This is a genomic window from Agrobacterium sp. 22-210-1, assembly GCF_053522525.1.
The window spans coordinates 1,079,201-1,095,121 of record NZ_JBNWCI010000001.1 but is presented as its reverse complement, the minus strand read 5'-3'; the positions used below and the strand labels follow the sequence as shown (position 1 = coordinate 1,095,121).

13 protein-coding genes and 2 tRNA genes are annotated in these 15,921 nt (G+C 58.7%); 7 read left to right on the top strand and 8 right to left on the bottom strand.

What is annotated here, in order from left to right; all coding sequences use genetic code 11:
* Nucleotides 1-182: 182 nt before the first annotated feature.
* The 6 genes from ACQZ5F_RS05565 (at nucleotide 183) to ACQZ5F_RS05540 (ending at nucleotide 5,474) form a co-directional block, all read left to right on the top strand.
* Nucleotides 183-1,205, top strand: coding sequence for an amino acid ABC transporter substrate-binding protein (locus ACQZ5F_RS05565; RefSeq protein ID WP_046800087.1), 1,023 nt, complete (start codon nucleotides 183-185; stop codon nucleotides 1,203-1,205).
* Nucleotides 1,206-1,314: 109 nt separating this feature from the next.
* On the top strand, nucleotides 1,315-2,511 hold the full coding sequence (locus tag ACQZ5F_RS05560; protein ID WP_052818397.1) for an amino acid ABC transporter permease: 1,197 nt from the start codon (nucleotides 1,315-1,317) through the stop codon (nucleotides 2,509-2,511).
* A gap of 3 nt (nucleotides 2,512-2,514) precedes the next feature.
* Nucleotides 2,515-3,672 (top strand): amino acid ABC transporter permease, encoded by a 1,158-nt coding sequence (locus tag ACQZ5F_RS05555; RefSeq protein ID WP_046800085.1) that lies wholly within the window; start codon nucleotides 2,515-2,517, stop codon nucleotides 3,670-3,672.
* A gap of 11 nt (nucleotides 3,673-3,683) precedes the next feature.
* Nucleotides 3,684-4,457, top strand: a complete 774-nt coding sequence (locus ACQZ5F_RS05550) for an amino acid ABC transporter ATP-binding protein (RefSeq protein ID WP_046800084.1) — start codon at nucleotides 3,684-3,686, stop codon at nucleotides 4,455-4,457.
* 418 nt (nucleotides 4,458-4,875) lie between these two features.
* Nucleotides 4,876-4,950, top strand: a tRNA-Glu gene (locus tag ACQZ5F_RS05545).
* A gap of 449 nt (nucleotides 4,951-5,399) precedes the next feature.
* A tRNA-Glu gene (locus ACQZ5F_RS05540) sits at nucleotides 5,400-5,474 on the top strand.
* A gap of 127 nt (nucleotides 5,475-5,601) precedes the next feature.
* On the opposite strand, the gene recJ is transcribed toward ACQZ5F_RS05540, so the two are convergent.
* The 5 genes from recJ to ACQZ5F_RS05515 all read right to left on the bottom strand — a co-directional run bounded on the left by recJ (nucleotide 5,602) and on the right by ACQZ5F_RS05515 (nucleotide 11,804).
* Nucleotides 5,602-7,410 carry a single-stranded-DNA-specific exonuclease RecJ gene (gene recJ, locus ACQZ5F_RS05535; RefSeq protein WP_225340000.1) on the bottom strand — a complete coding sequence of 603 codons (1,809 nt, stop codon included), beginning with the start codon at nucleotides 7,408-7,410 and terminating at the stop codon, nucleotides 5,602-5,604.
* A 103-nt stretch (nucleotides 7,411-7,513) separates the two neighbouring features.
* The gene (locus ACQZ5F_RS05530) at nucleotides 7,514-7,738 is read right to left on the bottom strand and encodes a hypothetical protein (protein ID WP_175414467.1); all 225 of its coding nucleotides are present in this window, start codon (nucleotides 7,736-7,738) and stop codon (nucleotides 7,514-7,516) included.
* Nucleotides 7,739-7,949: 211 nt separating this feature from the next.
* On the bottom strand, nucleotides 7,950-9,260 hold the full coding sequence (locus ACQZ5F_RS05525) for a homoserine dehydrogenase (RefSeq protein ID WP_046800082.1): 1,311 nt from the start codon (nucleotides 9,258-9,260) through the stop codon (nucleotides 7,950-7,952).
* 61 nt (nucleotides 9,261-9,321) lie between these two features.
* Nucleotides 9,322-10,542, bottom strand: a complete 1,221-nt coding sequence (locus ACQZ5F_RS05520) for an LL-diaminopimelate aminotransferase (protein ID WP_046800081.1) — start codon at nucleotides 10,540-10,542, stop codon at nucleotides 9,322-9,324.
* Nucleotides 10,543-10,844: 302 nt separating this feature from the next.
* Nucleotides 10,845-11,804 carry a nucleoside hydrolase gene (locus tag ACQZ5F_RS05515; protein ID WP_052818593.1) on the bottom strand — a complete coding sequence of 320 codons (960 nt, stop codon included), beginning with the start codon at nucleotides 11,802-11,804 and terminating at the stop codon, nucleotides 10,845-10,847.
* A 181-nt stretch (nucleotides 11,805-11,985) separates the two neighbouring features.
* Between ACQZ5F_RS05515 and ACQZ5F_RS05510 the strand changes: the two genes are divergently transcribed.
* Nucleotides 11,986-12,789 (top strand): TSUP family transporter, encoded by an 804-nt coding sequence (locus ACQZ5F_RS05510; protein ID WP_225339810.1) that lies wholly within the window; start codon nucleotides 11,986-11,988, stop codon nucleotides 12,787-12,789.
* Between the two features lie 58 nt (nucleotides 12,790-12,847).
* Here the strand turns inward: ACQZ5F_RS05510 and ACQZ5F_RS05505 are convergent, their stop codons facing one another.
* From ACQZ5F_RS05505 to ACQZ5F_RS05495, 3 genes are all read right to left on the bottom strand, one after another.
* Nucleotides 12,848-13,543: a nitrogen regulation protein NR(II) gene (locus ACQZ5F_RS05505; protein WP_046800079.1), complete on the bottom strand. Its 696-nt coding sequence runs from the start codon at nucleotides 13,541-13,543 to the stop codon at nucleotides 12,848-12,850.
* Between the two features lie 279 nt (nucleotides 13,544-13,822).
* Entirely contained in the window at nucleotides 13,823-14,752 is a 930-nt protein-coding gene (locus ACQZ5F_RS05500) for a lipid A biosynthesis lauroyl acyltransferase (RefSeq protein ID WP_052818591.1), read from the bottom strand.
* Nucleotides 14,753-14,757: 5 nt separating this feature from the next.
* Complete coding sequence (locus ACQZ5F_RS05495) at nucleotides 14,758-15,786, bottom strand: zinc-binding dehydrogenase (RefSeq protein WP_225339809.1); 1,029 nt, start codon at nucleotides 15,784-15,786, stop codon at nucleotides 14,758-14,760.
* Between the last annotated feature and the right edge of the window lie 135 nt (nucleotides 15,787-15,921).

The window sequence follows — 15,921 nt, the reverse complement described above, 5'->3', positions numbered from 1 at the left end:
GACCAAAATTCCGAAAATTCCGTTTTATAGGCACAATTATCGTCGGCATGTCTTGACCCCGCTGCCAATTGCGATTGTGATAGAAAAAGCGGATCGAAAAGATCTCGCTGAGGGGGGAGCTGGGGTAAAACAAACATGCCGGTCCCCTTGCTATTGACGATAACAAACAAAGGTTGGGAAAAATGAAAAAGGCAATTCTGTCAGCCGCTATCGGCGCAGCAGTTTTGGGAGGAGCCTCGGTCGCTTCAGCTGCGACGCTTCAGGACGTGAAGGGAAAAGGTTTCGTCACCTGCGGCGTAAGCGCCGGCATTCCGGGATTTTCCAATCCCGATGACAAGGGCGAATGGTCCGGCATCGACGTGGACTATTGCCGTGGTATTGCCACAGCGGTTTTCGGTGACCCTTCCAAGGCGAAGTTTGTCGCTCTTTCGAGCAAGGACCGCTTTCCGGCTCTCCAGTCCGGCGAAGTCGACGTTCTGACCCGTAACACCACCTGGACGATCAGCCGCGACACCTCTCTCGGCTTCAACTTCCGTACCGTCAACTATTATGACGGCCAGGGCTTTATCGCCAAGAAGGGCCTCAACGTGAAGTCCGCGCTTGAGCTTTCCGGCGCCGCCGTCTGCGTTCAGACCGGCACGACCACCGAGCTCAATCTCGCCGACTATTTCAAGACCAACAATCTGCAATACAACCCGGTCGTTTTCGAAAAGGAAGCCGACGCAACCTCTGCCTATGATTCCGGCCGTTGCGACGTCTACACCACCGACCAGTCCGGTCTCTATGCTATCCGCCTGAAGCTGAAGAACCCGGAAGACAACATCGTTCTTCCGGAAGTCATCTCCAAGGAGCCGCTCGGACCGGCCGTTCGTCAGGGTGACGACCAGTGGTTCGACATCGTGACCTGGGTTCACTACGCCATGGTCAATGCAGAAGAACTGGGCATCACCTCCAAGAACGTCGATGAGCAGAAGTCCAGCGCCAATCCGGATATCAAGCGTCTGCTCGGCACCGAAGAAGGCACCAAGATCGGTACCGACCTCGGCGTAACCAACGACTGGGCCTACAACATCGTCAAGCTGGTGGGTAACTACGGCGAAGTCTTCGACCGCAACGTCGGTGCCGGCTCGCCGCTGAAGATCGAGCGTGGCCAGAACGCGCTGTGGACCAAGGGCGGCCTGCAATACGCACCGCCGGTCCGTTGATCGACCCCATCATCGGCTAGATCATGACAGGAGGCTGGGCAACGCCCGGCCTCCATTTTAAAATTATATAAATAAGCTCGCAAAGAGCATATAAAAGGGAAAGGTGCCTATGGCAGGCAACGCGGTCAGTTCGCAACGATCGCGCGCGCAAAGCGCGTCGTCACTTATCAACGATCCACGCATACGCGGAATTTTCTATCAGGTTGTGACAGTCGTCATCCTGACCGCATTCGTCTGGATCATCGTGACGAATACGATCACCAATCTTCAACGGTCCAACATTTCATCCGGCTTCGGCTTCCTCAACGGAAGAGCCGGCTTCGATATCGGCCAGTCGCTGATCGCTTATACCAGCGACGCGACCTATGGCCGGGCGCTGCTCGTTGGCATTCTCAACACGATCCAGGTTGCATTTTTTGGCATCATCGCCGCCTCGATCATCGGTTTCATCGTCGGCATCGCCCGGCTTTCCAGCAACTGGCTGATTTCGAAGCTCGCGCAGGCCTACGTGGAGATCTTCCGCAACATCCCGCCGCTGCTCGTTATCTTCTTCTGGTACAAGGGCGTCATCTCCGTTCTGCCGCAGGCGCGCGATTCACTGGAGCTGCCGCTTGGAAGCTATCTCAACAATCGCGGCTTCTTCTTTCCCAAGCCGCTCTGGGGAGAAGGCACCTGGCTGATACCGCTCGCCTTTCTGGTCGCAATCGTCATCAGCTTTTTCGTTTATCGCTGGGCAAAGGCGAGACAGGAACAAACCGGCCAGCAATTCCGCACCGGCATCACCGCCACACTTCTCATCATCGGCCTTCCGGCCGCGACATTTCTGGCGCTCGGCTCACCGCTGACATTCGACTTCCCGATTGCCGGGCGGTTCAACCTGTCGGGCGGCGCGGTCGTTGCACCTGAATTCATGTCGCTGTTCCTGGCACTTTCCTTCTACACCGCCTCCTTCATCGCCGAAATCGTTCGCGGCGGCATCAAGGCCGTGGCGAAGGGCCAGACGGAAGCGGCGGAAGCACTGGGGCTGCGTTCCAGCACGACGACACGTCTGATCATCGTGCCGCAGGCAATGCGTATCATCATCCCGCCGCTGACGAGCCAGTATCTCAACCTGACGAAGAACTCCTCGCTTGCGGTCGCGGTCGGCTTTGCCGACATCGTCTCCGTCGGCGGCACGATCCTGAACCAGACGGGTCAGGCAGTCGAAGTCGTCGCGATCTGGCTGGTCATCTATCTCTCGCTGTCCCTGCTCACGGCCGTGGTCATGAACTGGTTCAATGCGAAAATGGCGCTGGTGGAGAGATAATCGATGACATTAAGCAATCACGCTTTTGTGCGACAGACCATCGAGGACGCCAGACCCGCTCCTTCGAGCGCCGTCGGCTTCGGTCATTGGCTGCGCACCAAACTTTTCGCCACACCGAAGGACACCGTCCTTACGGTTCTCGCCCTCGCCTTTCTGGCCTACCTTCTGCCACCGGTGGTGAAGTGGCTGTTCATCGATGCCGTGTGGACCGGCAGCGATCGTATCGCCTGCCTCACCGCTTCTCAGGGCGGCGCGCTTCCGGACGGTCAGTCCGGGGCATGCTGGGCTTTCGTATCGGCCAAGCTCGGACAGTTCATCTTTGGCCGTTATCCGCTTGACGAGCGCTGGCGTCCGATCCTCGTGATGGTGACGTTCGCCATCCTGCTGGTGCCGATGCTCATCCCGAAAGCGCCGTTCAAGCGCCTCAATGCGCTGGTGCTTTTCATCATCCTGCCCTTCATTGCGTTTTTCCTGCTCATCGGCGGCGTCTTCGGCCTGCCGAAGGTGGAAACGCAGCTGTGGGGCGGCCTGATGGTAACGCTGATCCTGTCATTCTTCGGAATAACGGTATCCCTGCCCTTCGGCATTCTTCTGGCGCTCGGCCGCCGGTCGAACCTGCCGGTCATCAAGATGCTCTGCGTGCTCTTCATCGAAGTCATCAGAGGCATTCCGCTGATCACCGTGCTGTTCTTCGCCAGCATCATGCTGCCGCTGTTCCTGCCCGATGGCTGGACCTTCGACAAGTTCCTGCGCGCGCTGGTCGGTGTCTCGCTGTTCTCCTCGGCCTATATGGCGGAGGTGATCCGCGGCGGCCTGCAGGCCATTCCGAAGGGGCAATATGAAGGGGCGGATTCGCTCGGTCTGAACTATTGGCAAAAGACGAGATTGATCGTGCTGCCGCAGGCGCTGAAGCTGGTCATTCCCGGCATCGTCAACACCTTCATCGGGCTTTTCAAGGACACGTCGCTGGTCTCGATCATCGGCATGTTCGACCTGCTCGGCATTGTCACACTCAACCAATCGGATGCGAACTGGGCGACACCCGTCACCGCCATGACTGGATATATTTTCGCAGGCTTCGTATTCTGGATATTCTGCTTCGGCATGTCGCGTTATTCGCTGTTCATGGAACGGCACCTCGACACCGGGCACAAACGATAAGGGACGCTCAAATGGCAGAAAACCAAGCAAAAAAACTGGCCGTCTCGACAACGGACGTGGCAATCGAAATCACCGGCATGAACAAGTGGTATGGCGATTTCCACGTATTGCGCGACATCAACCTCAAAGTGATGAAGGGCGAGCGCATCGTCATCGCCGGCCCTTCGGGATCGGGCAAATCGACCATGATCCGCTGCATCAACCGGCTGGAAGAACACCAGTCGGGCTCGATCCAGGTTGATGGCATCGAACTGACCAACGACCTGAAGAAGATCGATGAAGTCCGTCGCGAAGTTGGCATGGTGTTCCAGCACTTCAACCTCTTCCCGCATCTGACCATCCTCGAAAACTGCACGCTGGCGCCGATCTGGGTTCGCAAGATGCCCAAGAAGGAAGCGGAAGAAGTGGCGATGCACTATCTGAAGCGCGTCAAGATCCCCGAACAGGCCCACAAATACCCGGGCCAGCTTTCCGGTGGCCAGCAGCAGCGTGTGGCGATTGCCCGCTCGCTGTGCATGAAGCCGAAGATCATGCTGTTTGATGAGCCGACCTCGGCGCTCGACCCGGAAATGGTGAAAGAAGTGCTCGACACCATGGTCGGCCTTGCCGAAGACGGCATGACCATGCTGTGCGTAACTCACGAAATGGGTTTCGCCCGCCAGGTCGCCAACCGCGTCATCTTCATGGATCAGGGCCAGATCGTCGAACAGAATTCGCCGGCAGAGTTCTTCGACAATCCCCAGCACGAACGTACACGCCTGTTCCTCAGCCAGATCCTGCACTGAGACTGCAATCAGCAACGCATTATCCAACGGGGCCGTTTCGGCCCCGTTTTTTGTTGCAGGGACAATGCGCCACACACCCCGTCATCCTCGCCCTTAAGGCGAAGATTCATGGGCGGCCGAAGTGGATTCTCGCCTCAAGGGCGAGGATGACGGTAAAGGTGTTCTACCTTATGACTTCGTCACGGTTCGATTCCAGTCCAGCCAACAACCGCGCTGAGTCGTCATCTCGCGGCCTGCCTCCCGAGCGAAAGGCCTCGAAAGCAGCAATACCCAGACGCTTTAACCATTTGTTACGAAACAAGAATCCTTGCTTTCCAAGCCTTCTGGCGGTCCTTGTCATTTTTTTGTCAAATCATGCATTTTTCCGCTTGCAGACCTTCGGGAGCCTGACTATAAGGGCGCCACACCACAAGCGCACGCGCCCTTCGTCTATCGGTTAGGACGTCAGATTTTCATTCTGAAAAGAGGGGTTCGACTCCCCTAGGGCGTGCCACTTGCCTTCGTGTTATCCTCCATCAAAAATACACAGATACTCTTCACGCCTACGAATTCGTCGCAGGCGATAGTTGCGTCGGAACCGATTCCCGATCGGCACGTTAGAATGCTGTCCCCCCGATGGAAGGCAAGCCGGAGGAAACGCCAGCGGGCAGATCGACCGGCTTGCCTTTCCCCCTCGATCAGATGACAGAGCCTTTCCGATATCGCCGGCAGGGATGCCAGCTAAGGGATAAAAACGGCGTCTCCGACCTCCGTCGAGGCAAATTGGCATTGCTCACGCCAAGTGATAGGGGCGATATTTCAAGGCTTTGGCCAGATCACCCGCAGTTTTCCACAGGCCTGCGGACTTCCTCAAAAAATCTCGTCTCGAAGCGAAAAAAATCAATTTTTCCGCTTGCGGACCAACGGGAGCCTGACTATAAGGGCGCCACACCACAAGCGCACGCGCCCTTCGTCTATCGGTTAGGACGTCAGATTTTCATTCTGAAAAGAGGGGTTCGACTCCCCTAGGGCGTGCCACTTGCTTCTCCTTGAAAATCAGCACTCTGCATAAAAAACTTCACGTGATGCGTGAATGCGATGATGATTGCCGTTTGCGGCTCGTTCATCAGCTGTCCCCGAAAATTCAAAAAGATCGGCAGCGCCGTCAGGGTGCGAAAGCCGCGTCCAGAACGCGCAGCTGCACACGCCTCTGGCCCTGCCAGAGATCGGCACCCACGGTGCCGGCAACATGGATGGACCTGCCACGCGCATTGAGCAGCATCTGCCCCAGAGGGGCTTCTGCGGCGCGGAATGCGATGCCCTCCAGCCGCGAGCCGTCCATGGCCTCGAGCGTGATTTTGACATGCGCAGTACCGACGAGGCGCACATCGCGCAGGCGATGGGCCGGAACGGCAAAAATCGGCTGTGAATGACCCGATCCATAAGGACCCGCCTGCTCCAGCTGGTCGATAAGCTGCAACGTCGCGCCGGACGCACCGATGGCGCCGTCGATCTTCAGCACGCTGCTTTCCACCAGTTCGCTCACCGTCTTGACGGCCGCTTCTTCAAAGAACGTCCTGAGTTTGCCGAGATTGGCGCGCTCCACCGTCAGCCCGGCCGCCATGGCATGGCCGCCGCCCTTCACCAGCAATCCCGCCTCCACGGCGGCGCGCACCATGCGGCCCATATCGAAACCATTGATCGAACGGCCCGAACCGGTACCCTTGCCGGAGGGATCGAAAGCAATCGCAAAGGCCGGACGACGGAAGCGATCCTTCAGCCGCGATGCAAGCAGGCCGACAATACCGGGATGCCAGTTTTCCCGGGCGGTGACGATGACGCCGGCGCCGGAACCGTCGCCATATTCAAACAGCGCCTCCGCCTCGGCTTCCGCCAGCATCACCGCTTCCATCGCCTGCCGCTCGCGGTTCAGCTCATCCAGCCGCTCCGCAATCACTTCCGCCTGCGAAGTATCCTCAATGGTCAGAAGACGGCTGCCGAGTGCGGCATCGCCGATACGGCCGCCGGCATTGATGCGCGGCCCGATCAGGAAACCGAAATGATGGGGTGTGACCGGTCCGCCAAGCCCCGCCTTCTTGAACAGGGCGGCAAGCCCGGCATTGTTCATATGGCGCGCGGCAATCAACCCCTTCACCACATAGGCGCGGTTCAGCCCCTTCAGCGGCACCACATCGCATACCGTCGCAAGTGCGACGATATCGAGCAGCGACAGCAGATCAAGCGTGAAGGCCTGCCTGTTGCGTCGGTCCTTCAGCAGCCGCAGCGTGGCGACCAGCACGAGAAACACCACGCCGGCGGCGCAGAGATGCCCCTGCCCCGACAGATCGTCCTCGCGGTTGGGATTGACCAGCGCGACAGCCGGCGGCAGTTCCGAACCCACCTGGTGGTGATCGATGACGACAACATCGGTTCCCGCATCCTTGGCGGCCTGCAGCGATTCATGGCTGGTGGAACCGCAATCAACCGTCACGATCAGGGTCGCGCCATTGGCGGCAAGCTGCTGCATCGCTGCCGGGTTCGGCCCGTAACCTTCGAAAATCCGGTCGGGAATATAGATCTCCGGCGTCAGCCCGAAATGCGCGAAAAACCGGTACATCAAGGCGGAAGAAGCAGCCCCATCGACATCGTAGTCGCCGAAGATCGCCACCTTCTCGCCGGTCTCGATGGCGCGCACCAGCCGCTCGGCCGCTTTCTCGCAATCGGTCAGCACATGTGGATCGGGCATCAGCGAACGGATGGTCGGATCGAGAAAAGCAAGCGCATCATCCACGCCTACTCCGCGCCCGGCCAGCACGCGGGCAATCAGCTCGGGAATGGCATGGATTTGGGACATGGCCAGCGCGCGGTTCTGTCCGGCCTGATCCAGCCGCGAGACCCAGCGCTGTTCTGTCGCCGACCGCTCCACGCTTAAAAACGCGCGGGCCACGGTATCGGCCGGCTCCATCATTGCCATCCTGTCCATTCGTCCTGTCATGCGCGCATATCGGCGCTTTAATGCTTAGAACGGGCTAAATGGCGATCGCGCGTTTTTCAAGCAAAAACGCTTGTTCCGGCTTTCACACCGCAAATATCGAGAAAAACGGGCTGACGATCGATACCGCGCCAACCAGCAGCAGCAGCGAGAACACGGCAAGCGAACACCAGTTGCGCTCGTGTTCGGCCATATCGAATTCCATGCTGCGAATATTGTCGTTGGCAGTGTGAGGCCGTGCCCGATGGTGGGCGACCGGAATGTCTGCGCGCTTATTGTCCTTGAACAGGATGATCGATGTCACGGCCACGCCTCCCTCGCTTGGTGAACAGGATTAACCATAGGGCCGAATCGTGTCGCATTCCAGCGGTTCCGCAGCCGTTTTCTAAAATTTTATGACGGCTGAAAGCCGGTGTTTCGGGGGCGTTTTTTACACCCTTACCAAGGCCTCCCCATGACAAAAAAGACCGCGCTTCCATGTGGAGGCGCGGTCCTCAACGTCAGAAAAATCGTGAAGCGCTTCAGGTCCGCTCGATGCGGATGACCTGCGGCTCGCTGACGAGATATTTCTCGTTCTTGATCGCCTTCACCGCCTTGCGGATCGCATCTTCCATCGTCGCATGGGTGACGAGGATGATGGTCTGCGGCGCGCCTTCCACATGCACACGCTGGCGCTGCACGATGGATTCCAGCGAGATGTTATTGTCAGCCATGCGGGTGGCGATGGAGGCGAAAACGCCGGCCTGATCCTTCACCGTCAGGCGGATGAAATAACCGCCTTCGTGGCTCTTCATCTTGGCGCGGCGATAATCGGCCAGCGATTTTGCCGGACGGCCCAGGACCGGCACCTGCTGGGCACCGGGGCGGCTCTTGGCGATATCGGCGATGTCGCCGAGTACGGCGGACGCCGTGGCGTTGCCGCCGGCACCCGGACCGACCATCAGCAGCTCACCGAGAATATCGGATTCGATCGCCACCGCATTGGTGACACCATCCACCTGCGCGATGACAGAATCGAGCGGCACCATGGTCGGATGCACGCGCTGTTCGATGCCGGATTCAGTCACCTGCGCCACGCCGAGAAGCTTGATGCGGTAACCGAGTTCGGCCGCCGCCTGAATATCCTCGCTGGAGATATTGGTGATGCCTTCGAGATAGATGTCATCGGCCGAAATCTTGTTGCCGAAGGCAAGCGTCGTCAGGATTGCCAGCTTGTGGGCGGTGTCGTTGCCCTCGATATCGAAGGCCGGATCGGCTTCGGCATAACCGAGCCGCTGCGCTTCCTTCAGACAGGCCTCAAAGGACAGCCCTTCCTTCTCCATCTTGGTGAGGATGTAATTGCAGGTGCCGTTCATGATGCCGTAGATGCGCGACACATGGTTACCGGTGAGAGACTCACGCAGCGCCTTGATGACGGGGATACCGCCAGCCACGGCCGCTTCGAAATTGAGAAGCGCGCCCTTGTCTTCGGCAATGGTCGCCAGTTCGACGCCATGCTTGGCCAGCAGCGCCTTGTTGGCTGTCACCACATGGAGACCGCGTGCAAGTGCGGCTCGCACTGCATTTTCAGCCTGACCGGAAGCGCCACCGACCAGTTCGACGAAGACGTCGATCTCGGCTTCGCTCGCCAGCTGCTCCGGCGTATCGAACCAGGTAATACCCTTGAGATCGATGCCACGGTCGCGCGAACGGTCGCGCGCGCTCACCGCAATAATCTCAATCGCGCGTCCGCAGGTAATCGCAAGTTCGTTGCTTCTCTGCTGGAGGATGCGCACGAGCGAAGCGCCGACAGTGCCGAGCCCCGCTATGCCGATTCTCAATGAATCTGCCATGGGTATGTTCCTGATTTGCTGATGATGGTGGCGGCCGAGGCCCGGCCGCCTTCGGTTGCCCTTATCTGTGGGCGTTAAGCGAAACGACATTGTGCATCGTTTCGTCTGCGCTCGACAGGAAGCGCTTCAGATTGCGCGCTGCCTGACGAATTCGATGCTCGTTTTCCACGAGCGCGAGGCGGACGTAATCATCGCCCATCTCGCCAAAGCCGATGCCGGGAGCAACGGCGATATCAGCCTTCTCGACCAGAAGCTTGGAGAATTCCAGGCTGCCGAGATGGCGGAACTTTTCCGGGATTTTCGCCCAGGCGAACATCGTCGCCGCCGGCGGCGGAACCTCGAAGCCGGCCTTGCCGAACGTATCGACCATGACGTCACGGCGGCGGCGATAGACGCTGCGCACTTCGGCAATGTCGGAACCGTCGCCGTTAAGAGCATGGGTGGCCGCAACCTGGATCGGCGTGAAGGCGCCGTAATCAAGGTAGGACTTCACGCGGGTCAGCGCCGCGATCAGCCGCTCATTGCCGACGGCAAAGCCCATGCGCCAGCCGGGCATGGAGAAGGTCTTCGACATGGAGGTGAATTCCACCGCAACGTCGATTGCGCCGGGAACCTCGAGAACCGAAGGCGGCGGATTGTTGTCGTCGAAATAGATTTCCGAATAGGCAAGGTCGGAGAGCACGATGATCTCGTGCTTCTTCGCAAACGCGATGACGTCCTTGTAGAAATCCAGCGAAGCCACATGCGCCGTCGGGTTCGACGGGTAGTTGATGATCAATGCCAGCGGCTTCGGGATGGAGTGGCGCACGGCGCGCTCCAGTGGCCCGAAGAAGCTCTCATCCGGCTCGACATTCATCGAGCGGATAACACCGCCCGCCATCAGGAAGCCGAAGGCATGGATCGGATAGGTCGGGTTCGGACACAGGATCACGTCACCAGGGGCTGTGATGGCCTGCGCCATATTGGCAAAGCCTTCCTTGGAGCCGAGGGTCGCGACGACCTGGGTATCGGGGTTCAGCTTCACGCCGAAACGGCGGGCATAATAGGCGGCCTGCGCGCGGCGAAGGCCAGGAATGCCCTTTGACGAGGAATAACGATGGGTGCGGGGGTCCTGAACGACTTCGCAAAGCTTGTCGACGATCGCCTTGGGGGTCGGAAGGTCGGGATTGCCCATGCCGAGATCGATGATATCGGCCCCGGCCGCTCGCGCGCTCGCTTTCAAACGGTTGACCTGTTCGAAGACGTATTGCGGCAGACGCCGGACCTTGTGAAACTCTTCCATCACTTTCCTCATGGGAATGGACCGGTTCTGCCGGCCCATAACGAAGGTTCGTTTTTTGTTTTTAAACGCCGCCGACACGAACCGACCCGGCAGGCGTTATTCATTGTAGCGCAAAGCACGGGAAAACCTACAAGGCTTTTCTCGGCCCACACGCCATCGCGATCATCCACCTGTGCTTCGGACACAGCCTTTTCGGCCCCTTTGGCAAGGTGGATCGCGCAATAGGATCAAGGAACTTGCATAACGCCAGATTCTTGGAAAATGCAAGGCAAGCCATGCTCAAGAACGGCCATTCCTGTCGTTCAGCCGCGCTCCCCCGTCACAATTGCCGCGCGGATGACCGAAAGCACGCGCTCCGGCTTGATATCCGTGCAGACAAGCTGGCTTGGATGTCCGTCCCAGTCACCTGGCGGGAAGGCGCGGCCATCCGGCTTCTGGATGGTCTGGCCGTCGGCAAGCCCACCGCAGACGACGCGCACCGGGCCGCTACGGGTCTCAAACAGATCAGGCGCGACGAGGTAGACGCAGGCGCAGCTGTCATGCACCACCATGCCGTCGCCGGTGCGGGTCTTGTAGAAATCGATGTAGAATTGCGACAGGTCGGACAGCAGCTGCACCGGCTTGCCGCCGGCCTTGGCCATCTCAGCCATGAAGGCGCTTGTCATCACCGTTTTCGTCGTCACGTCAAGACCGACGACGACCACGCGCCAGGGCGCAGTAAAGACAAGATCGGCCGCTTCCGGATCGCCATGAATATTGGCCTCGGCCGCTGGCGACACATTGCCGTTCATGTCGAAGGCGCCGCCCATGACGATGACTTCCTTCACCAGCGCCGCAAAATCCGGCTCCTCGCGCAGCGCCAGCGCCAGATTGGTCATGCGACCGACGGCGATCAGCGTCACCTCACCCGGATTGGCCTTCACCGTCTCGATGATGAAACGATGCGCCGGACGCGGATCGAGCGGCAGATCGACGGTCTCAGGAATGTCGATATCGCCGAGGCCATTTTCGCCATGGATGAAGGTCGGCCAGTGGCCTTCCTTGCGGGCGGGATCGAAGGTTACGCCAGCGCCTTTCGCAACCGGCGCTGTCATCTGCCATTCCCGCTTCAGGAACAGCGCATTGCGGGTGGTGATATCGATGGGCGCATTGCCGAAAACCGTGGTGACGCCGATCAGATCGATATCGGGATGGCGATGCAGGAACAGAAGCGCCATTGCGTCATCTACACCGGGATCCGTATCGAATATCACTTTATGCATAATGCCCTCATCCATATGTCTCAAGCGCCACCCGTTCTTCCGGCGACGCCACGGAAACATAGCGATAAGCGGCAGTACCGCAATCCCCCCAGGGGCAGCGGATCAGCGAGAAAAATATTGCGCGGCGTTGCTTTCGGTGAAAGAAGAGGCCCTCTCCCTTCCGCCTGCCCGGACATCCCAAGTGCAAGACATCGCCCTCAACGTTTTCGTCGTTCTTTTCTGCGTCGCCATCTTTGCCGGATTTATTGATTCCATTGCCGGTGGCGGTGGGCTCATCACCATTCCGGCCATGCTGATCATGGGTATTGCGCCGCTCGACACGCTTGGCACCAACAAGCTGCAGGCGCAGTTCGGCTCGGCCTCCGCCACTCTCGCTTACGCCAGACGCGGCCACGTCAATCTGCGGGAACAATTGCCGATGGCCATCATGGCCATGCTCGGCGGCGGACTCGGTGCTGTCGCCGCCGCCTTCGTGCCATCGGGCGTGCTGCGCACCATTATGCCGTTCCTGCTGATTGCGATCGCGCTTTATTTCGCCTTCAAGCCACAGCTCAGCGATATCGACAGCCATCGCCGCATCACCCCCTTCGTCTTCGGCCTTACGGTCGCGCCGCTGGTGGGTTTTTATGACGGAGTTTTCGGTCCCGGCGCGGGTTCGTTTTACATGCTGGCCTTCGTGGCGCTTGCCGGCTTCGGCATGCTGAAGGCAACCGCCCATACCAAACTTCTGAACCTCGGCTCGAATTTCGGCGGTTTCATCGTCTTCGCCATCGGCGGCGCGGTTCTGTGGAAACTGGGGCTCGCCATGGGGCTCGGCCAATTCGTCGGCGCGCAGATCGGCTCACGTTTCGCCATGAAAAACGGCGCGAAGATCATCCGCCCGCTTCTGGTTCTTTCGTGTCTGGCAATGGCGACGAAGCTACTTGTCGATGCTTCGTCCACCTGGTCCATCGCCACGGTCTGGGAAACCATTTTCCCGAAATAAGTGAGAGGCAAAGCGCCTTCGCTCATTCAGGCAATCGACGGGAATGGGGCTCTTTGCGTCAGCCGGTGGCGCGACGTCTGCGATCGGCGATTTCCCTGATCACCACCATGGCGCCGATAAGCTTGTAGGCGGAAGAATAACAGGGCGACATTTCCAGCGACTTGACGACCGTGTGGCCGTTCTGGTCTTCCGCATAGGTGTATTTCGACGTATCGCCCTTGAAGCAATTGTCGAGCTTTTCGCGCAGATGGTTCTGGAAACGGTGAACGCCGACCAGCTCGGCGATATGGCACCCCAAAAGCCCTTCCGGCGCATTGCGCTGGAATGCATCGAGGGCATTGGCGAAGGAAACCCGGTAGCCGGGAGAGACGATAACCACCGGCTCGTCGAGGTCGTTGAGCATGTCCTCATCGAGGATCAGATGGCGGTGATGCCATTCCAGGCTATCCTCGTCCTCGTCGCCGATGACCTTTGCCTTGAGCGGCATGCCGACATACCGGTCAACCAGGGTTCGCAGAAGCTCGGAATTGCGCTGCACGCAGCCAAGGTCTTCCGCCTCGTGGTTGAGGAGGTCGATGGCGAAGCGGAACTGCTCGCGAATATCTTCCGAGCTTTCAGTCTGACGGCCGACAATACGCTCGAGAAGCTGCTCCAGTTCACGTTCCAGCACTGCGATCTTGTTGGCTTCGTTTTTACCAACGGCAGATTGCAGTTCCGTATAACGCAGCCAGAACAGCTCTATCAAATCTTTCAACCCAACTCTCCCTGAACGGGCAAACACCCCGCTCTCAATCCGAAAGGATAGACCCTTTATCCCTGATCATAGCCTCTTTGCGCTTAAAAATGACGTAACGAAGCGCAAAAACGCCATCGGGATTGTTGTTCAAAATATCACAGCCACCGCTGTTTTTTCAATTTCGATAATCCATGAACGAAAAATGAGGTTCCACTAATATGGAAAAATGTCGAAACGCACAATTTCCCGGCCGAATTTAATATAAACCGCGGAAAATCCGGCTGCGCCGCAATCGCCTCAGATCTGGTGTTTCACGTCCCAGCGGTCGTGATACCACAGCCACTGTCCGGGATATTCGCGCACCCAGCTTTCCACCTTGTCGTTCAGCAGCTGCGCCGTCGCCTGAATATCGACATTGCCCTTTTCATCGCGCGGGATCTCGACCTTCGGCTCGATTTCCAGCCGGTAGCGATTATCCGGCAGACGCACGCAGCGGGCGGGATAAACATCGCAGTTGAACTGCCGCACCAGCTTGGCAAGCAGCGGATTGGTGCGAACCTCAAGCCCGAAGAACTTCGTCGTCAGGCCCTTGCTGAACTTCTGGTCAACGAGAACGCCGACACCGCCGCCCCTTTCCAGCTGCCGCGCCAGCGCGAAGGACGAGCCGGCATGCGACGGCACGAGATTGCCCATGCGCTCCTTGCGGAAATTGAACACCTTGTCGGCGACATACGGATTGTTTGGCGGACGAAACAGCACCGTCACGTCCAGACCGAAGGCAGAACTCGCGACAGGCAGCAGCTCGAAATTACCGCTATGGGCGGTAAAGACGATGAAGGGCCGCGGATTGTCGCGTAGCTCAAGGAATGTCGAAATGCCCTCGACCTGAATGCGCCCCGGCTCGTTCTTTTCTGGATCGAAATCAAACAGCCGATCGAGAAACACATATTCCGCCGCAAGCCGCCCCATATTGGCCCAGCTATCCATGGCAATCGCAAGCCGTTCTTCCTCGGATTTTTCCGGAAAGGCACGCGCCAGATTGTAGAGCATCAGCTTGTGGCGGCCGGTTTTCGGCCCCACGAAGCGCGCCAGCCGGTCGGCGGCGCGAATGCCCGCATCGGCCGGAAAAAGCTTCAGCAGATTGAGAAGGCCGAAGGCGAATGTCGCAATCAGCCATTGCCGGAAGTGGTCCAGTTTCAGGACGATCCGCGTGAGGAATAATTTCACGATGGTCAATCCATCCGCAGAACGATCTTGCCGAACACCTGACGCGTTTCCATACGCTCCAGCGCCCGGTCGATATCGTCGAAGGTTACTTCGGTGTCGATGACCGGGTGAACGATGCCGCGGGCCATCTTCTGCATGGCATTGGCCATGTTTTCCATGCGGCAGCCGAAGGAGCCGAGCAGCTTCAGTTGCTGCTGGAACAACATCATCAGGTTGATGTCGGTGGATACGCCCGAGGTGGAGCCGCAGGTGACGAGACGGCCGCCGCGCTTCAGCGAGAACATCGAGGCGACGAAGGTGTCCTTGCCGACATGTTCAAACACCACGTCAACACCCTTCTTTTTCGTCAGCTTGCGCACGACGCCTTCGAAACGGTCTGTCCGGTAGTTGATGACGTGATCGGCGCCGAGCACCTTGGCACGCTCGATCTTGTCGTCGGAGCCGACTGTCGTGATGACGGTGCAGCCCATCTTCTTGGCAAGCTGGATCGCCGCCGTGCCGATGCCGGAACCACCGGCATGAACGAGGATCGTTTCGCCCGGCTCAAGCTTGGCATTGTCGAACAGCATGTGCTCGACAGTGCCGAAAGTCACCGGTGCAAGTGCGGCGGCAACGGCGTCAATACCATGCGGAGCCGGCACGAGCTGGCGGGCGGGAATATTGATCTTTTCCTGCGCGAACCCGTCGAGATGGAAACCGTGCACGCCCTGAACATGTTCGCACAGATTGTCACGGCCTTCGCGGCAAGGCTTGCACAGCCCGCAGGTGCGCGCGCCATAAACCGCGACGAGCTGGCCCGGCAGCACATTCGAAACGCCCGGACCGATGGCTTCCACCACGCCGGAAGCCTCGGCACCAATGGTAAGCGGCATCTTGCGCTTGGCGAAAGCCATGCCGCGCCAGCCCCACACGTCGATATGGTTGAGCGCCACGGCCTTGACGCGCAGCGTCACCTCGCCCGGACCAGGTGCATCCGGTTCGGGCAGGTCCACTTTTTCGAGCTTCCGGTCGTCCACGAGTTGAAGAGCGCGCATATTTCAGTCCTTCGCCCAAGGGCGTTTATCTGGGGGCGTTTATCTAAAGGGCTATTCCAGCAAACCTCTGTAACGGTTTTGCGGCCGGAATGCGTAATCAAAGAAGCGAGAGCGTTTCCGGATTGTTCGGGCCAG